The 18,871-nt window shown below is 32.2% G+C and carries 12 protein-coding genes; 10 read left to right on the top strand and 2 right to left on the bottom strand.

The window, feature by feature from the left end:
* Window positions 1-13: 13 nt before the first annotated feature.
* Together RH81_RS05580 and RH81_RS05575 are read left to right on the top strand one after the other, a co-directional pair.
* Window positions 14-961 (top strand): L-histidine N(alpha)-methyltransferase, encoded by a 948-nt coding sequence (locus RH81_RS05580; RefSeq protein ID WP_033958880.1) that lies wholly within the window; start codon window positions 14-16, stop codon window positions 959-961.
* A gap of 1 nt (window position 962) precedes the next feature.
* Window positions 963-1,628, top strand: a complete 666-nt coding sequence (locus RH81_RS05575) for an aspartate/glutamate racemase family protein (RefSeq protein ID WP_033958877.1) — start codon at window positions 963-965, stop codon at window positions 1,626-1,628.
* 601 nt (window positions 1,629-2,229) lie between these two features.
* On the opposite strand, the gene RH81_RS05570 is transcribed toward RH81_RS05575, so the two are convergent.
* Together RH81_RS05570 and RH81_RS05565 are read right to left on the bottom strand one after the other, a co-directional pair.
* Window positions 2,230-3,468, bottom strand: a complete 1,239-nt coding sequence (locus tag RH81_RS05570; protein WP_033958875.1) for a glycosyltransferase — start codon at window positions 3,466-3,468, stop codon at window positions 2,230-2,232.
* Window positions 3,469-3,480: 12 nt separating this feature from the next.
* Window positions 3,481-3,954, bottom strand: a complete 474-nt coding sequence (locus tag RH81_RS05565) for a heme-binding domain-containing protein (RefSeq protein WP_033958873.1) — start codon at window positions 3,952-3,954, stop codon at window positions 3,481-3,483.
* A 150-nt stretch (window positions 3,955-4,104) separates the two neighbouring features.
* Between RH81_RS05565 and RH81_RS05560 the strand changes: the two genes are divergently transcribed.
* The 8 genes from RH81_RS05560 to RH81_RS05525 all read left to right on the top strand — a co-directional run bounded on the left by RH81_RS05560 (window position 4,105) and on the right by RH81_RS05525 (window position 18,769).
* Entirely contained in the window at window positions 4,105-4,557 is a 453-nt protein-coding gene (locus RH81_RS05560; protein WP_338152374.1) for an adenylosuccinate lyase, read from the top strand.
* 38 nt (window positions 4,558-4,595) lie between these two features.
* The gene (locus RH81_RS05555) at window positions 4,596-5,612 is read left to right on the top strand and encodes a COX15/CtaA family protein (protein ID WP_033958868.1); all 1,017 of its coding nucleotides are present in this window, start codon (window positions 4,596-4,598) and stop codon (window positions 5,610-5,612) included.
* Window positions 5,613-5,626: 14 nt separating this feature from the next.
* Complete coding sequence (locus tag RH81_RS05550; protein ID WP_033958865.1) at window positions 5,627-6,157, top strand: IS1096 element passenger TnpR family protein; 531 nt, start codon at window positions 5,627-5,629, stop codon at window positions 6,155-6,157.
* Between the two features lie 119 nt (window positions 6,158-6,276).
* A complete protein-coding gene (locus tag RH81_RS05545) occupies window positions 6,277-7,170 on the top strand; it encodes an ABC transporter ATP-binding protein (RefSeq protein WP_033958864.1) in 894 nt (297 codons plus the stop codon).
* A gap of 48 nt (window positions 7,171-7,218) precedes the next feature.
* Entirely contained in the window at window positions 7,219-8,043 is an 825-nt protein-coding gene (locus tag RH81_RS05540; RefSeq protein WP_033958862.1) for an ABC transporter permease, read from the top strand.
* Between the two features lie 136 nt (window positions 8,044-8,179).
* Window positions 8,180-11,584 carry a T9SS type B sorting domain-containing protein gene (locus RH81_RS05535; RefSeq protein ID WP_033958859.1) on the top strand — a complete coding sequence of 1,135 codons (3,405 nt, stop codon included), beginning with the start codon at window positions 8,180-8,182 and terminating at the stop codon, window positions 11,582-11,584.
* A 40-nt stretch (window positions 11,585-11,624) separates the two neighbouring features.
* Window positions 11,625-13,409 (top strand): T9SS type B sorting domain-containing protein, encoded by a 1,785-nt coding sequence (locus RH81_RS05530; protein ID WP_033958857.1) that lies wholly within the window; start codon window positions 11,625-11,627, stop codon window positions 13,407-13,409.
* 515 nt (window positions 13,410-13,924) lie between these two features.
* A complete protein-coding gene (locus RH81_RS05525; RefSeq protein WP_033958855.1) occupies window positions 13,925-18,769 on the top strand; it encodes a T9SS type B sorting domain-containing protein in 4,845 nt (1,614 codons plus the stop codon).
* The last annotated feature ends 102 nt before the right edge of the window (window positions 18,770-18,871 follow it).

The raw sequence follows: 18,871 nt of genomic DNA, 5'->3' as shown, positions 1-18,871 counted from the left end.
ATTGAAAAGTTAAATGATTAATAATTTCAAAAATGATGTTAACGAAGGTTTGAGTAAGGTCAATAAAACCTTGTCTTCAAAATACTTTTACGATAAAAAAGGAGATGCCATTTTTGTTGAAATCATGAATATGCCAGAATACTATCTCACCAATGCAGAGATGGATATTTTCAAGAATCAAACTCAGAATATTATTGATAGTTTAAAACTACAAAAAGATACGTTTTTTGAACTGGTTGAACTTGGTGCAGGAGATGGTACTAAAACCAAACAACTACTACAAAAACTGGATGATGATGGTTATGATTTTGAATATGTCCCTATCGACATATCTCAGAATGCATTAAATCAATTAGAAACTACTTTACATAAAGAATTTCCAAATGTAAATGTTTCAAAAAGGCAAGGTGAATATTTCAAAATATTGTCTTCGTTTAAGGACACAAAAGCTCCTAAGGTAGTTTTGTTTTTAGGCTCTAATATTGGAAATTTGCTAGATGATAACGCGAAACGTTTTGTAGCATCTTTAAGTGAATCACTTAATACAAATGATAAAATTTTACTAGGTGTAGATTTGATTAAATCTGTTGATATTGTGCTGCCAGCTTATAACGATAAACAAGGCATCACCAAGCGTTTTAATCTAAATGTTTTAGAACGTATTAATAGAGAACTTGAAGGGGATTTTAATCTTGATGAATTTGATCACCTTCCTGAATACACCGTAGTCGAAGGCATTGCCAAGAGTTATTTGGTTAGTAAAATTGATCAAATCGTTACTATAGATTCATTAAATAAATCCTTTGTGTTTAAAAAAGGAGAAAAAATACATACCGAAATCTCCAGAAAATATAATGATGACATTATCAATAATATTTTAAAAGACAGCCAACTGAAGTTGATTACAAGGCTTACAGATTGTAAGCACTACTTTGCAGATTATATTTTAGAAAAAGTATAACATGGCAAAGCAATCAAAACAGACTTGTATTCTTGGTCTTGGTGAGAGAAGCACTCAGTATTATGTAAATACCTTGCATAATAAGTTTCATGAAAAATTAGGTGATTTCCACACGTTCCCTTTTTTGATGTACCAGATAGATTTTAATCTTATCAATCCGTTTTTACCAAATCAGTTTGATAAACTTATTCCTGAATTAACTAATACTTTAAATGAAATCTCAAAATTTGAAGTTGAACAATATCTTATTCCGAACATCACTTTACACGAAACTTTAGATAAAATTGCTCACAATTTGAATATTGTTCATCCCATTCAACTTACGATTGCCTATTGTAAAGCGAATGACATCAATACTATAGTTCTTTTTGGGTCTCAATATACAATGACATCCAATTATATTTCTGATGCCTTAAAAGCTGAAGGAATTAATACAAAAAGACCTACAGCAGAAGAACAGATCGACATAGATAACTTCAGAAAAAAAGTATACAACAATAGTGATTTAGACTCAGATTTCAGAAACTATCAAAACCTTATTCAGTTATACTCCAAGGATTATCTTGTGGTAACCGCTTGTACAGAATTATCCTTATGTCACAATCAGCTTGATCATCCAAAAGTTATTGATATGGCTTTACTTCAGATACAACAGGTTTTAAAATAGTACTAGTAATGTTATTCTTTGGTATATTCTAGAACGACATCTTCTTCTGGATAAGAGTAATTCATGCCATCATACATTTCAATTTCAAAGGTCTCTGCTAACACTACTGTCAATGTGTTTTCTATAATTATTCCTACTAAATCTGTACTTCCATTTTCAACAGTTACAATGTTACCTTCTTTAATCCAAGACGATTCTCTATCTAAGCCATCTAAACATTCATAGACATGTCCAAACTCAGTAGGACTTGTAATTTCAATTGAAATAAAGGTTAAGGCAGATACAATATTTACAGAGCCATCAGCTCTAAAATTTATAAAATCACCATCATAGCAAGGTGTTTCTTCAAAAAGATTTCGGCTTGAAATCCCATCGTTATTGAAATCAAATGAACTTTCAACACTTATGGCAGATAGTCTCCAGACACCTTCAAAGGTAAAATCGTTATCATTATTGTTGCTGTCGTCATCAGAAGAAACAAGAGCAGAAACTAAAAACTAAAAGAACTAAGACTAATTTAAAAATAACTTTCATGGTGGTAATGATTTTAAGATTATATCAAACCATCGAAAGTTTATTAAAATGTCATCAATATATTTTGCTAATTGTCTTTATGCTTCTCCTCTATCCATTTACTCAAATACTTCGTGCTTTGCGCAGTATGATGTTGAAGCATTTGACCAATAAAATTTTCATGACGATGTGTTTTTAAAATTGACATTACATCGTGGAGAAGTTGAATGAAATCCGTTTCGAAATTTGAAAGCTGAAAACGTGAATTAATCACTTTATATCCCTTAGCCTGAGTGTCTTTCCAAATAGGTTTATTAGTATATAATGCAACGGCTGAATTGACAAAATCACCTACTTCATCAGAAATGAATCCATTGGCATCTAAACTTCCAAACATCCCTTCGGCAGCAATAGAACTCATTACACAAGGTGTTCCGTTTTGCATTGCATCAATCAACTTTCCTTTCAAACCAGCTCCAAATTGTAAAGGTGCTAAACATACTTTTGCATTTTGTAATGTTAATGGAACATCTTCAGCATAACCTTTAATTAAAAAGCCGTCTTTTTCATTATGTAATTGAGTGATTTTTTGTGAAGCGTAAGCGCCATAATTATGTAATTGAGCTGTTGGTAATTGTTGTCTTATTAAAGGCCAAATATGTTCTTTTAAATATAAAACTGATTGATAATTTGGTGGATGTAAAAAATTTCCAATAGTTACAAAATGTTCTCGTTCCTTAAATTTTGGGAAATCACTAATTGCTTTGTCTGAAATAGGTTCTAACAGAAAAGGTAAATAATATAAAAGCGAATGATCAACCTTAAAAACCTGAGTCAAAATATCTATTTCAGCTTCAGAAATAATCAAACATAAATCGCACCTGTAAATACTAGCTATTTCGCGTTTTGCTGTCTCATTAAAAAGATAAGTCGTATCAAAGGTTTGCTGATCTTTGAAGGCTTGTTGCCTTCCTTTCCGTAAGCAATGTAAATCTTCGGTATCGAGTAATCGCAAAGCATTCGGACACTGTTCAGCTACTCTCCAACCATATTGTTCTTCACTCATAAAGCGATCAAACAAAACAAGGTCAGGTTGAAGTTGAATTATAAATTCATCAAAACTAGAATGATTCAACTCTATTGTTACTTGATCAATTCCTAAGGGTATTAAATCAAAAGCATTGTCAGTTTTTGCGCAAGCACTTGCAAAGGTAATAGCATAACCTTCAGATTTAAAACAGGAAATTAATTGCATCATTCTGCTTCCCGCTGCAGAACTATTAGGCTCTGGCCAAACAAAACCAATGATAAGGAGTTTTTTTTGCATAGCTTAAATTCGCTAATCTTTAGAAAGTTCAGCAGCATAAGTAGCTCTCACTCCTTTTGCCCAATCGATAACAGCCTTAATTTGAGCATCTGTCAATTTAGCTTCAGAATGTGTCCATGTATAAGAGTTTAATGGCATTTCTTTTTCTTCAACCATTTCAATTAACTCGTCGAGTTTGTGGTCTTTCTTTTTAGTTTTGTACTTATCCCACTTAGAAACATTAAAGTGTCCTTTTCCGTGCTTAATATGATCTTCAAGCCAATAATTGACAGGAGTAATATTATTGTACCAAGGATAACGTGTGACACTACTATGGCAATCAAAACACGATTCTTTCAATATGCTTTTGACTTCTGGCGAAGGTTTTGTTTCTGCAATAAAAGATTCAATTGAAGCATAATCACCTTCATTCTTATCTGGTCCGAAGAATTGTGCTACAATAAATACAATAAGTAAAGCTAGGAGTATCTTTTTTATGAGTTTCATTTTGATTATTTTTGTAATGCTTAAAATTAAAAAAAAGGATTGACAACTGCACAACTTTACAACGAATTAAATTACGTCAACCATTCGCGAGAGAAGCGCCTCTACTATGCCAATTTAGTAATCTCGCAACCTAAACTTATTCCAGAATTAATGGATATATTATTTAGTGTTGACGATAAGGTATCTTGTCGTGCTGCTTGGGTTTTTGAGTTTATGTGTGGTGAAAAGTTAGAAGCTATTATTCCATATTTGGATAGATTTACTGAAAGCATTCATAAGGTTCATTTAGATTCTGCTGTAAGACCAGTGGCTAAAGTTTGTGAATATCTAGTCAAAGCCTATTACTCCAAATCAATTAATAGTATTCAAATGTCCTTAAATTCAAAACATAAAGAAAAAATTGTTGAATCTTGTTTTGATTGGATGATTAATGATGAGAAAATTGCTCCTAAAGCTTATGCAATGAATACGTTGTTTTTGTTAGGAAATAACATTGATTGGATTCATCCTGAATTAGTATTGATATTAGAGAGAGATTATCAAACGCAGAGTGCAGGTTATAAAGCTAGAGCGAGACAAATATTAAAAAAAATAAAAGCATAAGTCTGATAATTTAGATGGATGCTAGATAAAAATAGAAAATGAAAAAGGACAACAAAAGAGTTATCTATTGGTTATTCACAGGTTGTGTATTGATTTTTATAATGGTCATTGTAGGTGGTATTACAAGGCTAACTCATTCTGGATTATCAATTTCTAACTACAAATTAATTTCTGGAACCATTCCTCCTATGAATGAGGTTGAATGGAATGATGCTTTCGAATTGTATAAACAATATCCAGAATATCAAAAACTAAATACGCATTTCGACCTTCAGGACTTTAAAGACATTTACTTCTGGGAATGGATTCATCGTGTTATTGGTAGGTTTATAGGTTTGGTATTCTTACTTCCTTTTATATTCTTTTTAATAACCAAGCAAATATCAAAACCAACAATTAAAAAAGCGATTGTTTTGCTTTGTTTAGGTGGCTTCCAGGGCTTCTTAGGTTGGTATATGGTTAAAAGTGGATTAGTTGACAATCCAGATGTAAGTCATTATCGATTGGCAATGCATTTAACAACTGCCTTTATAACCGTTGCATATACGTTTTGGGTCGCTTTAGATTTGATATTCCCAATCAAAAAAGACATTGATAAAGGAGTGAGAAACATCATAAGATTTGGTTTAGGGATACTAATCCTCCAAATTGTGTATGGTGCTTTTGTAGCTGGCTTAGATGCAGGAATAATGCATAATCATTGGCCACTGATGAGTGACGGCAAATTTATGCACGAAACCGTATACATTGAACAAAGTCCGTTATATAAAAATTTTATTGAAGGAAAAAGTGGCGTTCAATTTGTACACAGAACCTTAGCATATTTGGTAGTTGCAATTATACTATTCATTTGGTATCGAGCAAAACGATTAATTCTTACTAATAACCAATTGTATGGTATTAATGCCTTATTAATTATGGTTGGCATTCAGTTTTTATTGGGTGTTTTGACAATTATCTATGCCGTTCCAGTTTGGCTAGGAGTAGCTCATCAGGTTGGTGCTTTTTTATTGCTAACAGCAATGACATTTACTTTGCATCGTTTCTGTAAATAATTTACTTTTGCAACATGATATACAGATTTAGAGTTATACTTGATAACGATACTAAAGAAGATGTTTTTCGCGATATAGAAATTCGTGAAACAGATTCGCTTGAAGACTTGCATAATGCCATTACCCAATCGTTTGGATTTGGTGGCTTAGAAATGGCGTCTTTTTATCTTAGTAATGAAGAATGGGATCAAGGTGAAGAAATTTCTATGTTTGATGTAAGTGAAGGTAATTCATCTGTAAGATTAATGAGTGAAACTGCTTTAAACAAGGTAGTAAGTCAATCGCAAACAAAATTGATTTATGTTTACGATTTCATGAATATGTGGACCTTTTTAGTAGAACTTGCTGAAATTGCTGAAGAAGCTGAAGGTACTGATTACCCAAACCTAATGTTTGTTTTCGGACAAATTCCTGACTCTGCTCCTGAAAAAACTTTTGTAGCAGAAAAACTTGATGACTATAAAGATGAATTTGATGATGAATTGGATGATGAATTGGATTCTGAGGAATACAATGATTTAGATTTTGACGAAAACTGGAATTAAAAAATTTCGGTTATTGAATTTAATAATTAAGTCGACATTGTAACAAAACAAAGTCAATGTCGTCTTACTTTTATAATCAACCATTACTGAATCTTTTTTAGTAAAAAAATCAATCAACTTTGGAATCTATACTAACCATTAACAATCTTACCAAAAAATTTGGGTACCTCACTGCTGTAAAAGACTTATCATTCACTATAAACAAAGGAAATGTTTACGGTATTTTAGGTCCTAATGGAAGTGGTAAATCAACAACTTTAGGCATTGTTTTAAATGTTGTAAACGCAACTCAAGGAGGCTTTCATTGGTTTGATGGTAATACATCTACTCATGACGCTTTAAAGAAAGTTGGAGCTATTATTGAGCGTCCAAACTTTTATCCATATATGACTGCCGAGCAAAATTTAAAACTCGTCTGTAAAATTAAAGGTGTTGATAAAAGTAAAATAACTGAAAAGTTAGAAGTCGTTGGTTTATTAGATAGAAAAGATCACAAATTCAGAACCTATTCTTTAGGTATGAAACAACGTTTAGCCATTGCCTCAGCACTGCTTAATGAACCGGAAATATTAATTCTTGATGAACCTACAAACGGACTTGATCCTCAAGGAATTCATCAAATTAGAGCGATTATAAAACAAATTGCTAGTAAAGGCACAACGATACTTCTTGCCTCTCACCTATTAGATGAAGTTGAAAAAGTATGTTCACATGTTGTGGTATTGCGTAAAGGAGAGAAACTCTATTCAGGTCGCGTAGATGAAATGATTTCTAGTCATGGCTTTTTTGAATTAAAGGCTCAAAAACATGACGAATTAATTAAAGTTCTTGAGAACGATGCATCATTCGGTACTATAAAAATTGAAGACCAACTTATTACTGCGTTTTTAAATGAATCTATGGATGCTCCTGCTTTTAACACACTCATGTTTGAAAAAGGGATCGTGTTATCACACCTCGTAAAACGTAAAGAAAGTTTAGAAGAACAATTTTTACAACTTACTGACAACTAATCATCAATCAATCGTAACTGAATTCATTCAGAATAAAACCAACCCATCATGTTAAGACTTTTACAACTAGAATTGCAAAAATTATTACTCAATAGAGCGAGTAAAGTTTTGATATTTATTTCATTCGTACTTCCATTTTTTGTCATTATATTATCATCATTACGTATTGACTTTTTTGGCTTTTTCACCTTAGAATTAGGACATTACGGGCTTTTCAATTTCCCAATTGTATGGCATATTACTACATTTTTTGCATCACAGTTTAAGTTCTTTTTCGCTATTGTTGTGGTGAGTATGATTGGTAACGAATACAGCAATAAAACAATAAAACAGAACCTTATTGATGGTCTTAGTAAGAAAGAATTCATATTGTCTAAATTTTATACAATTGTTTTCTTTTCGGCAATCGCTACATTTTTAATCTTCATTATTTGTTTATGTATTGGTTTATATTATTCAAGTATTAATGAAGTCAGTTTAATTTTTAGAGAAACAGAATTTTTATTTGCTTACTTCTTGAAACTCGTAGGCTTCTTTAGTTTATGTCTGTTTTTAGGAATGTTAGTAAAGCGTTCTGCTTTCGCTTTAGCATTTTTATTCGTGCTATATATATTAGAGTGGATTATTTTTGGTTTGATAACTTGGCAGGCAAATGCTGATATTGCTGAAAAAATTCAGAATTTCTTCCCTTTGAAATCTATGTACAAGCTTATTGATCAACCATTTCAAAGAATCGCAATTTCAAAAGCTCCTAACGGACAAGAATTTCTTTATGACTTCGCAGTTCATTGGTACGAAATTGTAATTGTTATGGGTTGGACTGCGCTTTTTATCTTTTTATCGTACAGGTTATTAAAAAAGAGAGATTTGTAATATCTTTATACATTCAGCTATTCCCTTAATATAGATTTATGTTAAAGTTCTGCCTTTAATCTAATTTTAGGTAGTAATTTTAGCCTAAAAGCTGTTATATTATTGTTAGTTGATTAAGTAAATTGCTATTACTAAAATGAAAAAGAAACCCTATCTATTTTTATTGATACTGCTATGCAGTTTATTTACCTATGCACAACGAGAAGCGTCCTATTGGTACTTTGGTCAAAATGCTGGTTTAAGATTTGATGCTGTAACAGGAACGGTTACTGCCGTAACTGATGGTCAAATTAATACACTTGAAGGCTGTACTTCTATTTCTGATACAAATGGTGATTTATTATTTTACTCTGATGGTATAACTGTATGGAATTCTAATCATTTGCCTATGGCTAATGGTAATGTAGCTTTGGGAACTGGACTCAAGGGAGATGACTCAAGTACGTCTTCTGGATTAATCGTACCAAAACCCCAAGATCCTAATTTGTATTATATTTTTACTGTAGATGAACCTCATCATGATAATACATCTGCTTTTCCAGGAAACTTTGTAAATGATGGAGTAAATGACGGACTTGCGTATTCTCTAGTGGATATTACTTTAAATGGTGGCTTAGGTGATGTTGACCCAGTAGAAAAAAACATACCACTTATTACGTATGATATTACTGACCCACTACAAGTAGAATATAAATGTTCTGAAAAAATAACAGCTGTAAAAGCTGACGATTGCTCATCTTTTTGGGTAATTAGTCATTTTATAGATAAATTTTACGCCTTTAAAGTAACTGAAATTGGTGTAGACACAAACCCGGTTATATCAACGGTTGGACCTTCTGTAGAAATATCTGGCTATCGTAGAAATTCATTGGGCTATTTAAAAGCTTCACCAGATGGATCTAAATTAGCTGTAGCTCACTTTGGTTTTGGAACAACACCAGGTACAGATGCACCAGGAGGTGTTTATTTGTTTGATTTTGATAATGATACAGGTATAGTTTCAAATTCGTTAGAATTATATGGACCTCAAAATAATGACAGCCCTTATGGAATTGAATTTTCAGCTGAAAACAGAAAAGTTTATGCCTCTGTTAATGATGGTGCCTCTGGAAATGGTTCAAGTAGAATTTTGCAATGGGATTTAGAATCAATAGATATTCCTGCTTCACAGCAGACAGTGCATTCATCTAATTCAATTAATGGTGCTGCCCTACAATTAGGTATCGATAGACGAATTTATAGAGCACAATTTGATTTTTCAAATTCTGGAAATTCTGGACGCTATATAGGAGTTATTCAAAACCCAGAAGCCGATGGAGCTGCTGCAGATTACGATGAGACAGGAGTATTATTAGATGTTAATGGTAATTTCCAAAACAGAAGTCGGATTGGGCTACCTCCTTTTATTCAATCCTTATTCAATTCGCAAATTGATATCATTCAGAATGGCATTAGCACAACAGAATTAAAACTCTGTACAGGTGATAGTTATACGCTATTTGCAGAAGATATTCCTGGAGCTGATTATGCTTGGACTAGAGATGGACTGCCTTTGCCAGGTTCTACCTTTGAATTATTTGTTGATATTCCAGGTTTTTATGAAGTATTTATAGAACAAAACAATGGTGAATGTCCAATTGAAGGAGAAGCTGTTGTTGGCATTTTTGATATACCAACAGCGACTCAACCTAGCAATATCGTAGTTTGTGATGAAACTGAAACTTCTACTTTTGATTTTACCATGCAAGATGCCCAAATATTAGACACACAAAATCCTGATGACTTTACTGTTCATTATTTTACAACTCAAATAGATGCAGATGCAAATGAGAATGAAATTATAGGAGACTTTAATAATACTGATGTTACTCAAATTATTTATGCAAGAGTAGATAACAATAATAACACAAACTGTTATGAAACTACAGAATTTACTCTAAGTGTATTTATTACACCTGTAATTACTCAATTAGATGATCTCACTGTTTGTGATACAGATTTCACTGGTAATAGTATGGATGGTTTTACAACTTTAATATTTTCAGATTTTAGTTCTAATATTTTAGGCGCACAGGATGAAACTCTTTATACGATTACATATCACCCAACACAGCAAGATGCAGATGATAATACAGGTCAACTAGTAAATTTTTATACTAATACTATAGCATATACTGAAGAGATATTTGTTCGTATTGAAAATAATGCAAATACAGATTGCTATTCAACAGATTCTTTCATTTTTACTATCAACGATTCTCCAGAAGCTATTGATACAACCATTTTACAATGTGATGAAGACGGTATTCCTGAAGGGTTTACAACCTTTGATCTTAATCAAGCTTTCAATGACATTACCAATAGTGCTCCTAATAGAACCATTAATTTTTATGTATCTCTAGTTGATTTAAACAATGATGAAGATGAACTTAATCCGGATTCCTTTGATAATTATTTCAATCCACATATCATTTATGCACTTGTAACAGATACTGTTACTGGCTGTACCAATATTGCCGAAATCACACTTCAAGCAAGTTCAACTGCATCTAGCGATACCTTTTTAGAATCCTGTGACGACGATGGTACAGAAGATGGATTTGTAAACTTTAATCTTTCTGATGCTGAAAATTTCATTTTAAATGGGTTGCCAGCTGGTCTAGATCTTACGTATTATGAAACTTACGAAGATGCACTTATTGAAGATAATCCTTTAGGTACCAACTTTACTAATACTATTCCGTATTTCCAAACCATTTACGCTCGTGTTGAAAATGCGAATGCCTGTTATGGCATTAGTGCTATAGAATTAGCCGTCTTTGAATTGCCAAATATTGTGATCCAAGAAGAATTGTTGTATTGCTTAAATGATTTTCCTGAGACCATAACGTTAACAAGTGGACTAATTGATGACATACCTAATAACTATTATTACGAATGGTCAACTGGTGAAGATATGTTTGAAATTGAAGTCAATGAACCAGGAACCTACACAGTTCGCGTTACCAATACTGATGGTTGTTTTAAAGACAGAACTATTAATGTTTTACCTTCAGATATTGCAGTTATTACTGATATTCAAATTACTGATGCTTCAACTAACAATACCATATCTGTGTTTGTTTCTGGTGAAGGTGTTTATGAATATGCGTTAGATAACATTATCGGACCTTATCAAGAAAGCAATGTGTTTAGCAACGTGGACTTTGGATTTCATACCGTTTATGTTCGTGATATAGAAAATGATTGTGGTATTTCTGAGGAATTAGTTTCAGTTATTGGATTTCCGAAATTTTTCACACCAGATGGTGATATGTACAATCCATTTTGGCAAGTAAAAGGTCTTTCAGAACAATTTCAACCCAATACACAAATCCTAATTTTTGATCGTTTTGGAAAACTTCTTGCGGAAATTGATCCACTAGGAGCTGGCTGGGATGGCACTTATAATGGTAATGATATGCCTTCTAGTGATTATTGGTTTTTTGTAACCCTTCAAGATGGTCGAGTTTTTAAAAGTCACTTTGCTTTAAAGCGCTAAAAAATAAATTGTGTAAATTCACCTAACAAAACAACTCGCAATGAGGCTTGGCAAATTTGTAATTTTCATTTTCCTTTACGCTTCTCCACTTGCTTTATTTGGTCAAGATATTGAATTGTTCCAGCAATATAATGGTCGGTTCGACTACACTGCAATTGGAAACACCTTAAATACTGCTGAGAATGGTACTTTAGGGCCTTGTAGTATACTCACCTCATCTTCAGCTAATCTTTCTTTAAATACCAATCAAAACATTATAGCGGCCTATTTATATTGGGCTGGATCGGGAACTGGAGATTTTGATATTGAAGTCAATGGAATTCAGGTTTCGGCTGATAGAACTTTTAGTAATGCATTAGATGATATAAGAGTTTTCTTTGCTGCATTTGCAGATATTACAACCATCGTTCAAGATCAAGGTAGTACTGCGTACACAATTTCTGAATTTGATCTTACTGGAGTTATTGGTCCATACTGTCCTACTGGAACAAATTTTGGTGGTTGGGCAATTACAATCATTTATGAAGATCTCAGCCTTCCTTTAAATCAATTAAATGTTTACGATGGTTTACAAAGCGTCCCAACAAATTTAACTGTTACTTTAGATAATTTAAATGTTTTAGACAATCAAGGCGCTAAAATTGGTTTTGTTGCTTGGGAAGGAGATGCAGGATTAGCAGTAAATGAACAATTAACTATTAATGGGAATTTAATCGGAAATCCGCCATTAAATCCTAACAATAATGCCTTTAACGGAACAAATAGTTTTACTGGAGCTTCCAATTTATTTAATATGGATATTGATGTCTACGATATTCAAAATAATATTACAATAGGTGATACTGCAGCCACTATAGAACTTACCTCTGGTCAAGATTTTGTAATGATTAATAATATTATTACAGTTCTTAACAGTCAGCTACCAGATGCTACAATTATGCTTAATGATTACAGTATTAACTGTGGCGACAGAACCATAGATATTGAGTACACTGTTTTTAATACGAATAGCACAGACCCTCTACCAGTCAATACAGATATAGCATTTTATGCAAATAGTTTATTAATTGGTCAAGCGATTACACAAAATGAAATTCAAATAAATGACTTTGAAATTGGAACTATTTCACTATTAATACCAGATACCGTAGGTGATTCATTTACCTTATCTCTTGTTGTAGATGATGATGGTATGAGTAATGGATCAGTTACTGAAATTAATGAAACAAATAATAGCTTTGAAACTGTTCTAGATTTATTAATTGTTCCTCCTTTAGTAATATTACCAAGTATGCTCTCTTGTAATGAAGGGTTTAGTTCAGCAGTTTTCGACCTATTTGAAGTTATAGAGACAAATGGCATCAACCAAACTAACACTATAAGTTTTTACACAAGTCTATTCGATTTAGAATTGGATACCAATGAAATTCTTATTCCGGAAAACTATAACAATACAAGTAACCCTCAGACCATTTATGCAAAAATTGACAATCCTCCTTGCTATGATGTTTACGCTTTTGATGTTTTAGTTGAAAACTGTCCTCCATTTATTCCTCAAGGCTTTTCACCTAATAATGATAACTCAAATGATTGGTTTAATATTCAAGGGCTCTATGATGTATTTGAAAATCACGAATTAAAAATATTCAATAGGTATGGCACTCTAATTTTTGAAGGCCATAATGATAAACGATGGTTTGGTTTAATTAATAGAGGTCTTAACAACCATGGTAAACGAGTTCCTGTGGGTACCTATTTCTATGTAATCAATTTTAATGATTCTAACTATCGACCAATGGTTGGATGGGTTTATGTGAATTACTAAACTGTTAAAATTTGACGTTGTTCGTCGTATTTATTTGTCTATTAACATCTTATCCTCTATTTTCAATTTCAAATTAATCGCTTAACAATCTTTTCCCTCACTATTGTATTAATAACGAGAGACTACTAACCTACTTAGTATGAAAAGATATTTCACACCATTCAATTATAGTTTTAGTGCCATCGTGCTTTACAAACTTGTAAGTATTATATATGAGTGACTGTGCAGTTCATTCTGCTCCAACTTCAGACAATATCCCAATATTTAAAATCCTACCTTATGATATACGTAATGATTTACTTGTACATTTTCAAACCTAAAGAACGTAAAATACTTATCAAAAGAGCCTCAGAATTTGTTTCTGGCAAAAAAATCAAATGTTAATGTTTTATGCATTTCGTCGTAAAAATTTGCATTTCATCTAATACAGTTCTATATTTCGACAATTAAAATTATCAATTTAGCCCATAGTCCCAAACCTCGTGGTTAACCACCATGAACTTAACCGCTTAATAATGAATATTTTAAAACAATCCCTCGCAGTATTATTCTGCCTGTTTTTTGGCCTTACAAGTTATGGTCAACAAATTAGTATAGATAATTCATATACTGAACAACAACTAATTGAAAATAACCTAGTTCAAGGTTGTGTAGAAACCTCTAACATTAGCTCGCAGGTAAACGGATCCATTAATGGATTCAATAGTTTTGCGTACTTTGAGAAAGCTGGATCTAATTTCCCTTTTCAAAATGGTATCATGCTTTCTACTGGAAATCCTATTTCTGGTGGTAACACTCAAAATAATGATATATTAAACGAAGGAGAGACAAATTGGACTACAGATTCAGACTTAGAATCTGCTTTAGGAATTTCTGGAACATTAAACGCTACATCAATAGAATTTGATTTTATATCAGTTTCTAATCAGATTCAATTTAACTACATCTTAGCTTCTGAAGAATACTTCGGAAACTTTCCTTGTGAGTACTCTGATGGATTTGCATTTCTTATTAGAGAAGCTGGAACGAGTAACCCTTATACAAATATTGCGATTATACCAGGAACTACAACACCTGTAAATACAAATACAATACATGACGAAATAGTTGGATTCTGTGCACCTTCAAATGAGCAATTTTTTGAAGGCTTTAATTTAGGAGACACAAACTATAATGGTCGTACAACCGTAATGACTGCAACTGCAGGTATTACACCAAATGTACAATACCATATCAAAATTGTTATTGCCGATCAAACGGATAAAAACTATGATTCAGCTGTATTTATTGAAGGTAATAGTTTTAATGCCAATGTAGATCTTGGAAATGATATTCAAACTTGTGCTAGTAATGTTACTTTAGATGGTAATATTGACAATCCACTTGCAACCTATTCTTGGCTTTTTAATAATGTTTTAATTCCTGGTGAAAACCAATCTACTTTAAACGTTACACAAACGGGAGATTACACGGTTTCAATAGAAATCCCATTAACAAACTCAACTTGTGTTATAGAAGACACCGTAAATGTTGTGTTAAGCTCAACTCAATCTGCTGATGCAATTTCAGATTACCAACTTTGTGATGATCTTAGTGGCAATGGAATAGAAACCTTTGACCTATCAACTAAAGATTCAGAAGCTTTGGCCTCTGTACCTTCATCAAGTTATACTGTAAGTTACCATTACACAGCAAATGATGCTCTTAATGGAACAAACCCTATTACTGCTCCAATTCAAAATACGTCTAATCCACAGACTATATTTGTAAAAATTGAAGACACAGTAAATGGATGTTTGGCTTACCAAGAATTTGATTTAATTGTAAACCCAAAACCTACAATTACTCCACCTTCTGCGTTAATCGTATGTGATGATTCAAACTCAGATGGTGTAACAGCTATTGATTTATCTCAAAGAGATGATGAAATTACTAATGGAAATATAGATTTACTAGTAACTTACCACTTGACTCAAAGTGAAGCTGACAACGGAATTAACGCTGTTCCTTTGCCTTATGTTAATATTAATACTACTGAAACTCTTTTTGTAAATGTTACTGATGCCAACACAGGATGTTCAAGTACAACTACACTAGATATAGAAGTTTTAGCTAATCCTTCAATCAATACTGAACCACAATATATTGATGCATGTGATAGTGATCATGATGGATTTGCGAATTTTGATTTAACATCAGTTGTTAATGATGTTCTTCAAGGAATCACTGGTGTAAACGTAACGTTTCACCTAACTCAAGGAGATGCTGATTTAGGTATCAATGCCATTGCAAATGAAACTAATTATCAAAACGTAATACTTTTCGAACAGATTGTATACATTAGAGTTGAAGACCAACTTACAGGATGTGCAAGTATTACTCCTATTGAGATTCATACCAATTTATTAATAACCGGAACAAATTTAGTTAATTTTAGTATCTGTGATGCTGGTAATGATGGCTTAGAAACATTTGACCTTATTGGTGTTTCAGAAGCAATAATAGGCAACTTAGATGATATATTAGGTGTAACAATTCTTATCGATTTTTATTTAACTGAAAACGATAGAGATAATCAAATAAACCCAATTGATACATCAGTTCCTTTCGAACCAACGACAGTTCCACAAACTCTGTATATCACAATCACAAGTCCTACGTGTCAAGAAAATGCAGAAATTGAACTTATCATTAACTCAATAACAGAATTTGATTCAATAGGATCAGTAAGTGTATGTGATTTAGATCAAGACGGTTTTACTGCAATAGATTTAAGCCAATTTGATGCTCAAATAACCAATAACCAAATTGATTATTCAGTAACTTATTTTGAGACTGAAGATGATGCCAATACAAATAGTAATGGCTTACCTACACTTTTCACTAACACTACTAACCCACAAACAATATTTGCAAGAATAGCATTTTCACTTACAGGTTGTGCAGATGTTAATAGTTTTGAGATTGAAGTTCTTCCTGCTCCTATGAGTAACGAACCTACTGATATCATTATATGTGACTCAGATCAAGATGGAGTTTCAATTATTAATTTAAATTCTAAGATCTCAGAAATAGTTTCAAATACAACCAATAGAAATATTACATTCCACAATAGTCAAACTGATGCAGAAGATGATATAAACAATATTCTAGTTACTTCAAATTATTTAGCGGTTACAGAAGCTATTTTTGTTAGAATTGAAAACTCTACTACTGGTTGTTATTCGATAGAAAACTTTGAAGTTATTGTTAATACACTGCCAGTCATTAACCCAATTAGTCTATATAAATTTTGTGAAATTGGCGATGATGGCTTAGGAGAGTTTATATTTTCAACTCAAGATGCCGATATTTTAAATGGTCAAACTGGAAAAGAAGTACTTTATTATATAACAGCATTAGATGCTGAAAATAATGTAAACCCAATTGACAAGGATAATATTTATGTAAACATATCAAACCCACAAACCATTTTTATTAGGGTAGAAAACTTTACAGATCCAAATTGTTATGCTACATCATCTTTTCCTATAGAAGTTGGTACTAATCCATTGTTTAATGTCCCAACAGATATTTTCATCTGTGATGATATTACCAACGATGGTAGTGTTGAATTTGATTTCAATGTACAACTTACAGAAATCACTCAAGGCACTACAGACATTGAAGAAGTTACATTTCACACATCGCAAAATAATGCAGAAAATAATATAAACCCACTACCCTTAAATTTTAGCAATAGTGTAAATCCACAACAGATTTATGTAAGAATTAATAACGGAACAATTTGTGAATCTTATACTTCTTTTGTTCTTAATGTTATTGCAGCTCCTGATGTAAATGAGCCACAACCATTAATTCAATGTGATGAAGATTACGATGGAATTGTTGTTTTCGATTTAACACTCTCTGAGTTTGATATTTTAGATGTAAGACAAGACAACATTGAAATTACATATCATGTTACTTTTGAAGATTCTTTTTTACAAACTAATACTATTACAGATCCTGGGAATTATACAAACCTTACAGACCCACAAACAGTTTATGTTCGTGTAACTAATACTATTTCAGACTGTTTTGTATCAGTTCCTTTAGAACTTATTGTAAACCTACCTCCTGCTATTAACGCAATTTCGAGTCATGAGGTTTGCGATAATGATGAAGACATTACAGATTTAACAGAAATTAATTCAATACTTCTTGAACAATCTGCTAACGTATTATTAGATTATTACCCAACATTTCTAGATGCTGAAAACCAAACTAATGCCTTAGATTCAGACTACAATTACCAAACTAATAATGATATTATTTTTGCACGTGTAGAATTTTCAACAACGCATTGTTTTTATATACATCAATTTAGCCTTATTGTAAACCCTGCACCTATTGCAATTCAACCAAACGATTTGATTACTTGTGATGATGATTATGATGGCTTTTTTGAATTTAATCTAGGTCAACAAAATGTGGTGATTTTAGGTGGACAAAATCCATCGAACTTTACTGTAACCTACTATGATGACGATTTACTAGCTGAAGAAGGAGAAGATGCTTTAACAATTTTATATGATGCATTTGATGGACAAACTATTTATGCTCGAGTTGAGAATAATATATCTGGTTGTTATACAATAACTCAGTTTATTACAACTGTTAATCCAAAACCTGTTGTTGATATTGAAGATCAGGTAATATGTTTAGATAACTTGCCATTACTTGTAAGTGCAAATACAAATCAAGTTGGAGATCTATATCTTTGGTCTACAGATGACACAACTCCAGAAATTGAAATTACTGAAGTTGGAACTTACTTTGTAACAGTAACTACTTCTTTAGGCTGTGAAACAACAAGAGTGTTTACGGTTTCAGAATCTGAAACAGCATCAATTGAATTGACTGAAACTGTTGATTTTTCAGACCCGAATAATATAACAGTAACCATCAGTGGTATTGGTAACTATTTATACCAATTGGATGATGATGAACCTCAAATTTCAAACGTATTTCAAAATGTAAGTATAGGTTATCATACTGTTACAATAATTGACTTAAATGGTTGTGCTGAAGTAACAAAAGAGATTGTAGTTATTGACGCACCAAAATTTATGACACCTAATAGCGATGGTTATTTTGATACTTGGCATATTATAGGTGTTGAAACCTTACCAGGAACTATCATTTATATTTATGATCGATACGGTAAACTTTTAACGCAACTAACCTCATCATCAGTTGGTTGGAATGGTAGATATAACGGGAATTTAATGCCTGCCAGTGACTACTGGTTTCTAGCAAAAGTTAGGAAAGGTAATATTGCTTTTGACGTTAAAGGACATTTTGCTTTGAGATATTAAAAAATGACAGTCAACTATGTTGCACTTAAACTGATAAAAACTACCGTATACATCATAAAGTTTCAATAAACACATATTTTTTTTACATTCACAAGTTCCAGA

Origin of the sequence: Psychroserpens jangbogonensis (assembly GCF_000797465.1) — a bacterium.
Classification (GTDB): domain Bacteria; phylum Bacteroidota; class Bacteroidia; order Flavobacteriales; family Flavobacteriaceae; genus Psychroserpens; species Psychroserpens jangbogonensis.
Note: the sequence above shows the minus strand (reverse complement) of the source record. Positions and strands in the feature narration are given on the sequence as shown.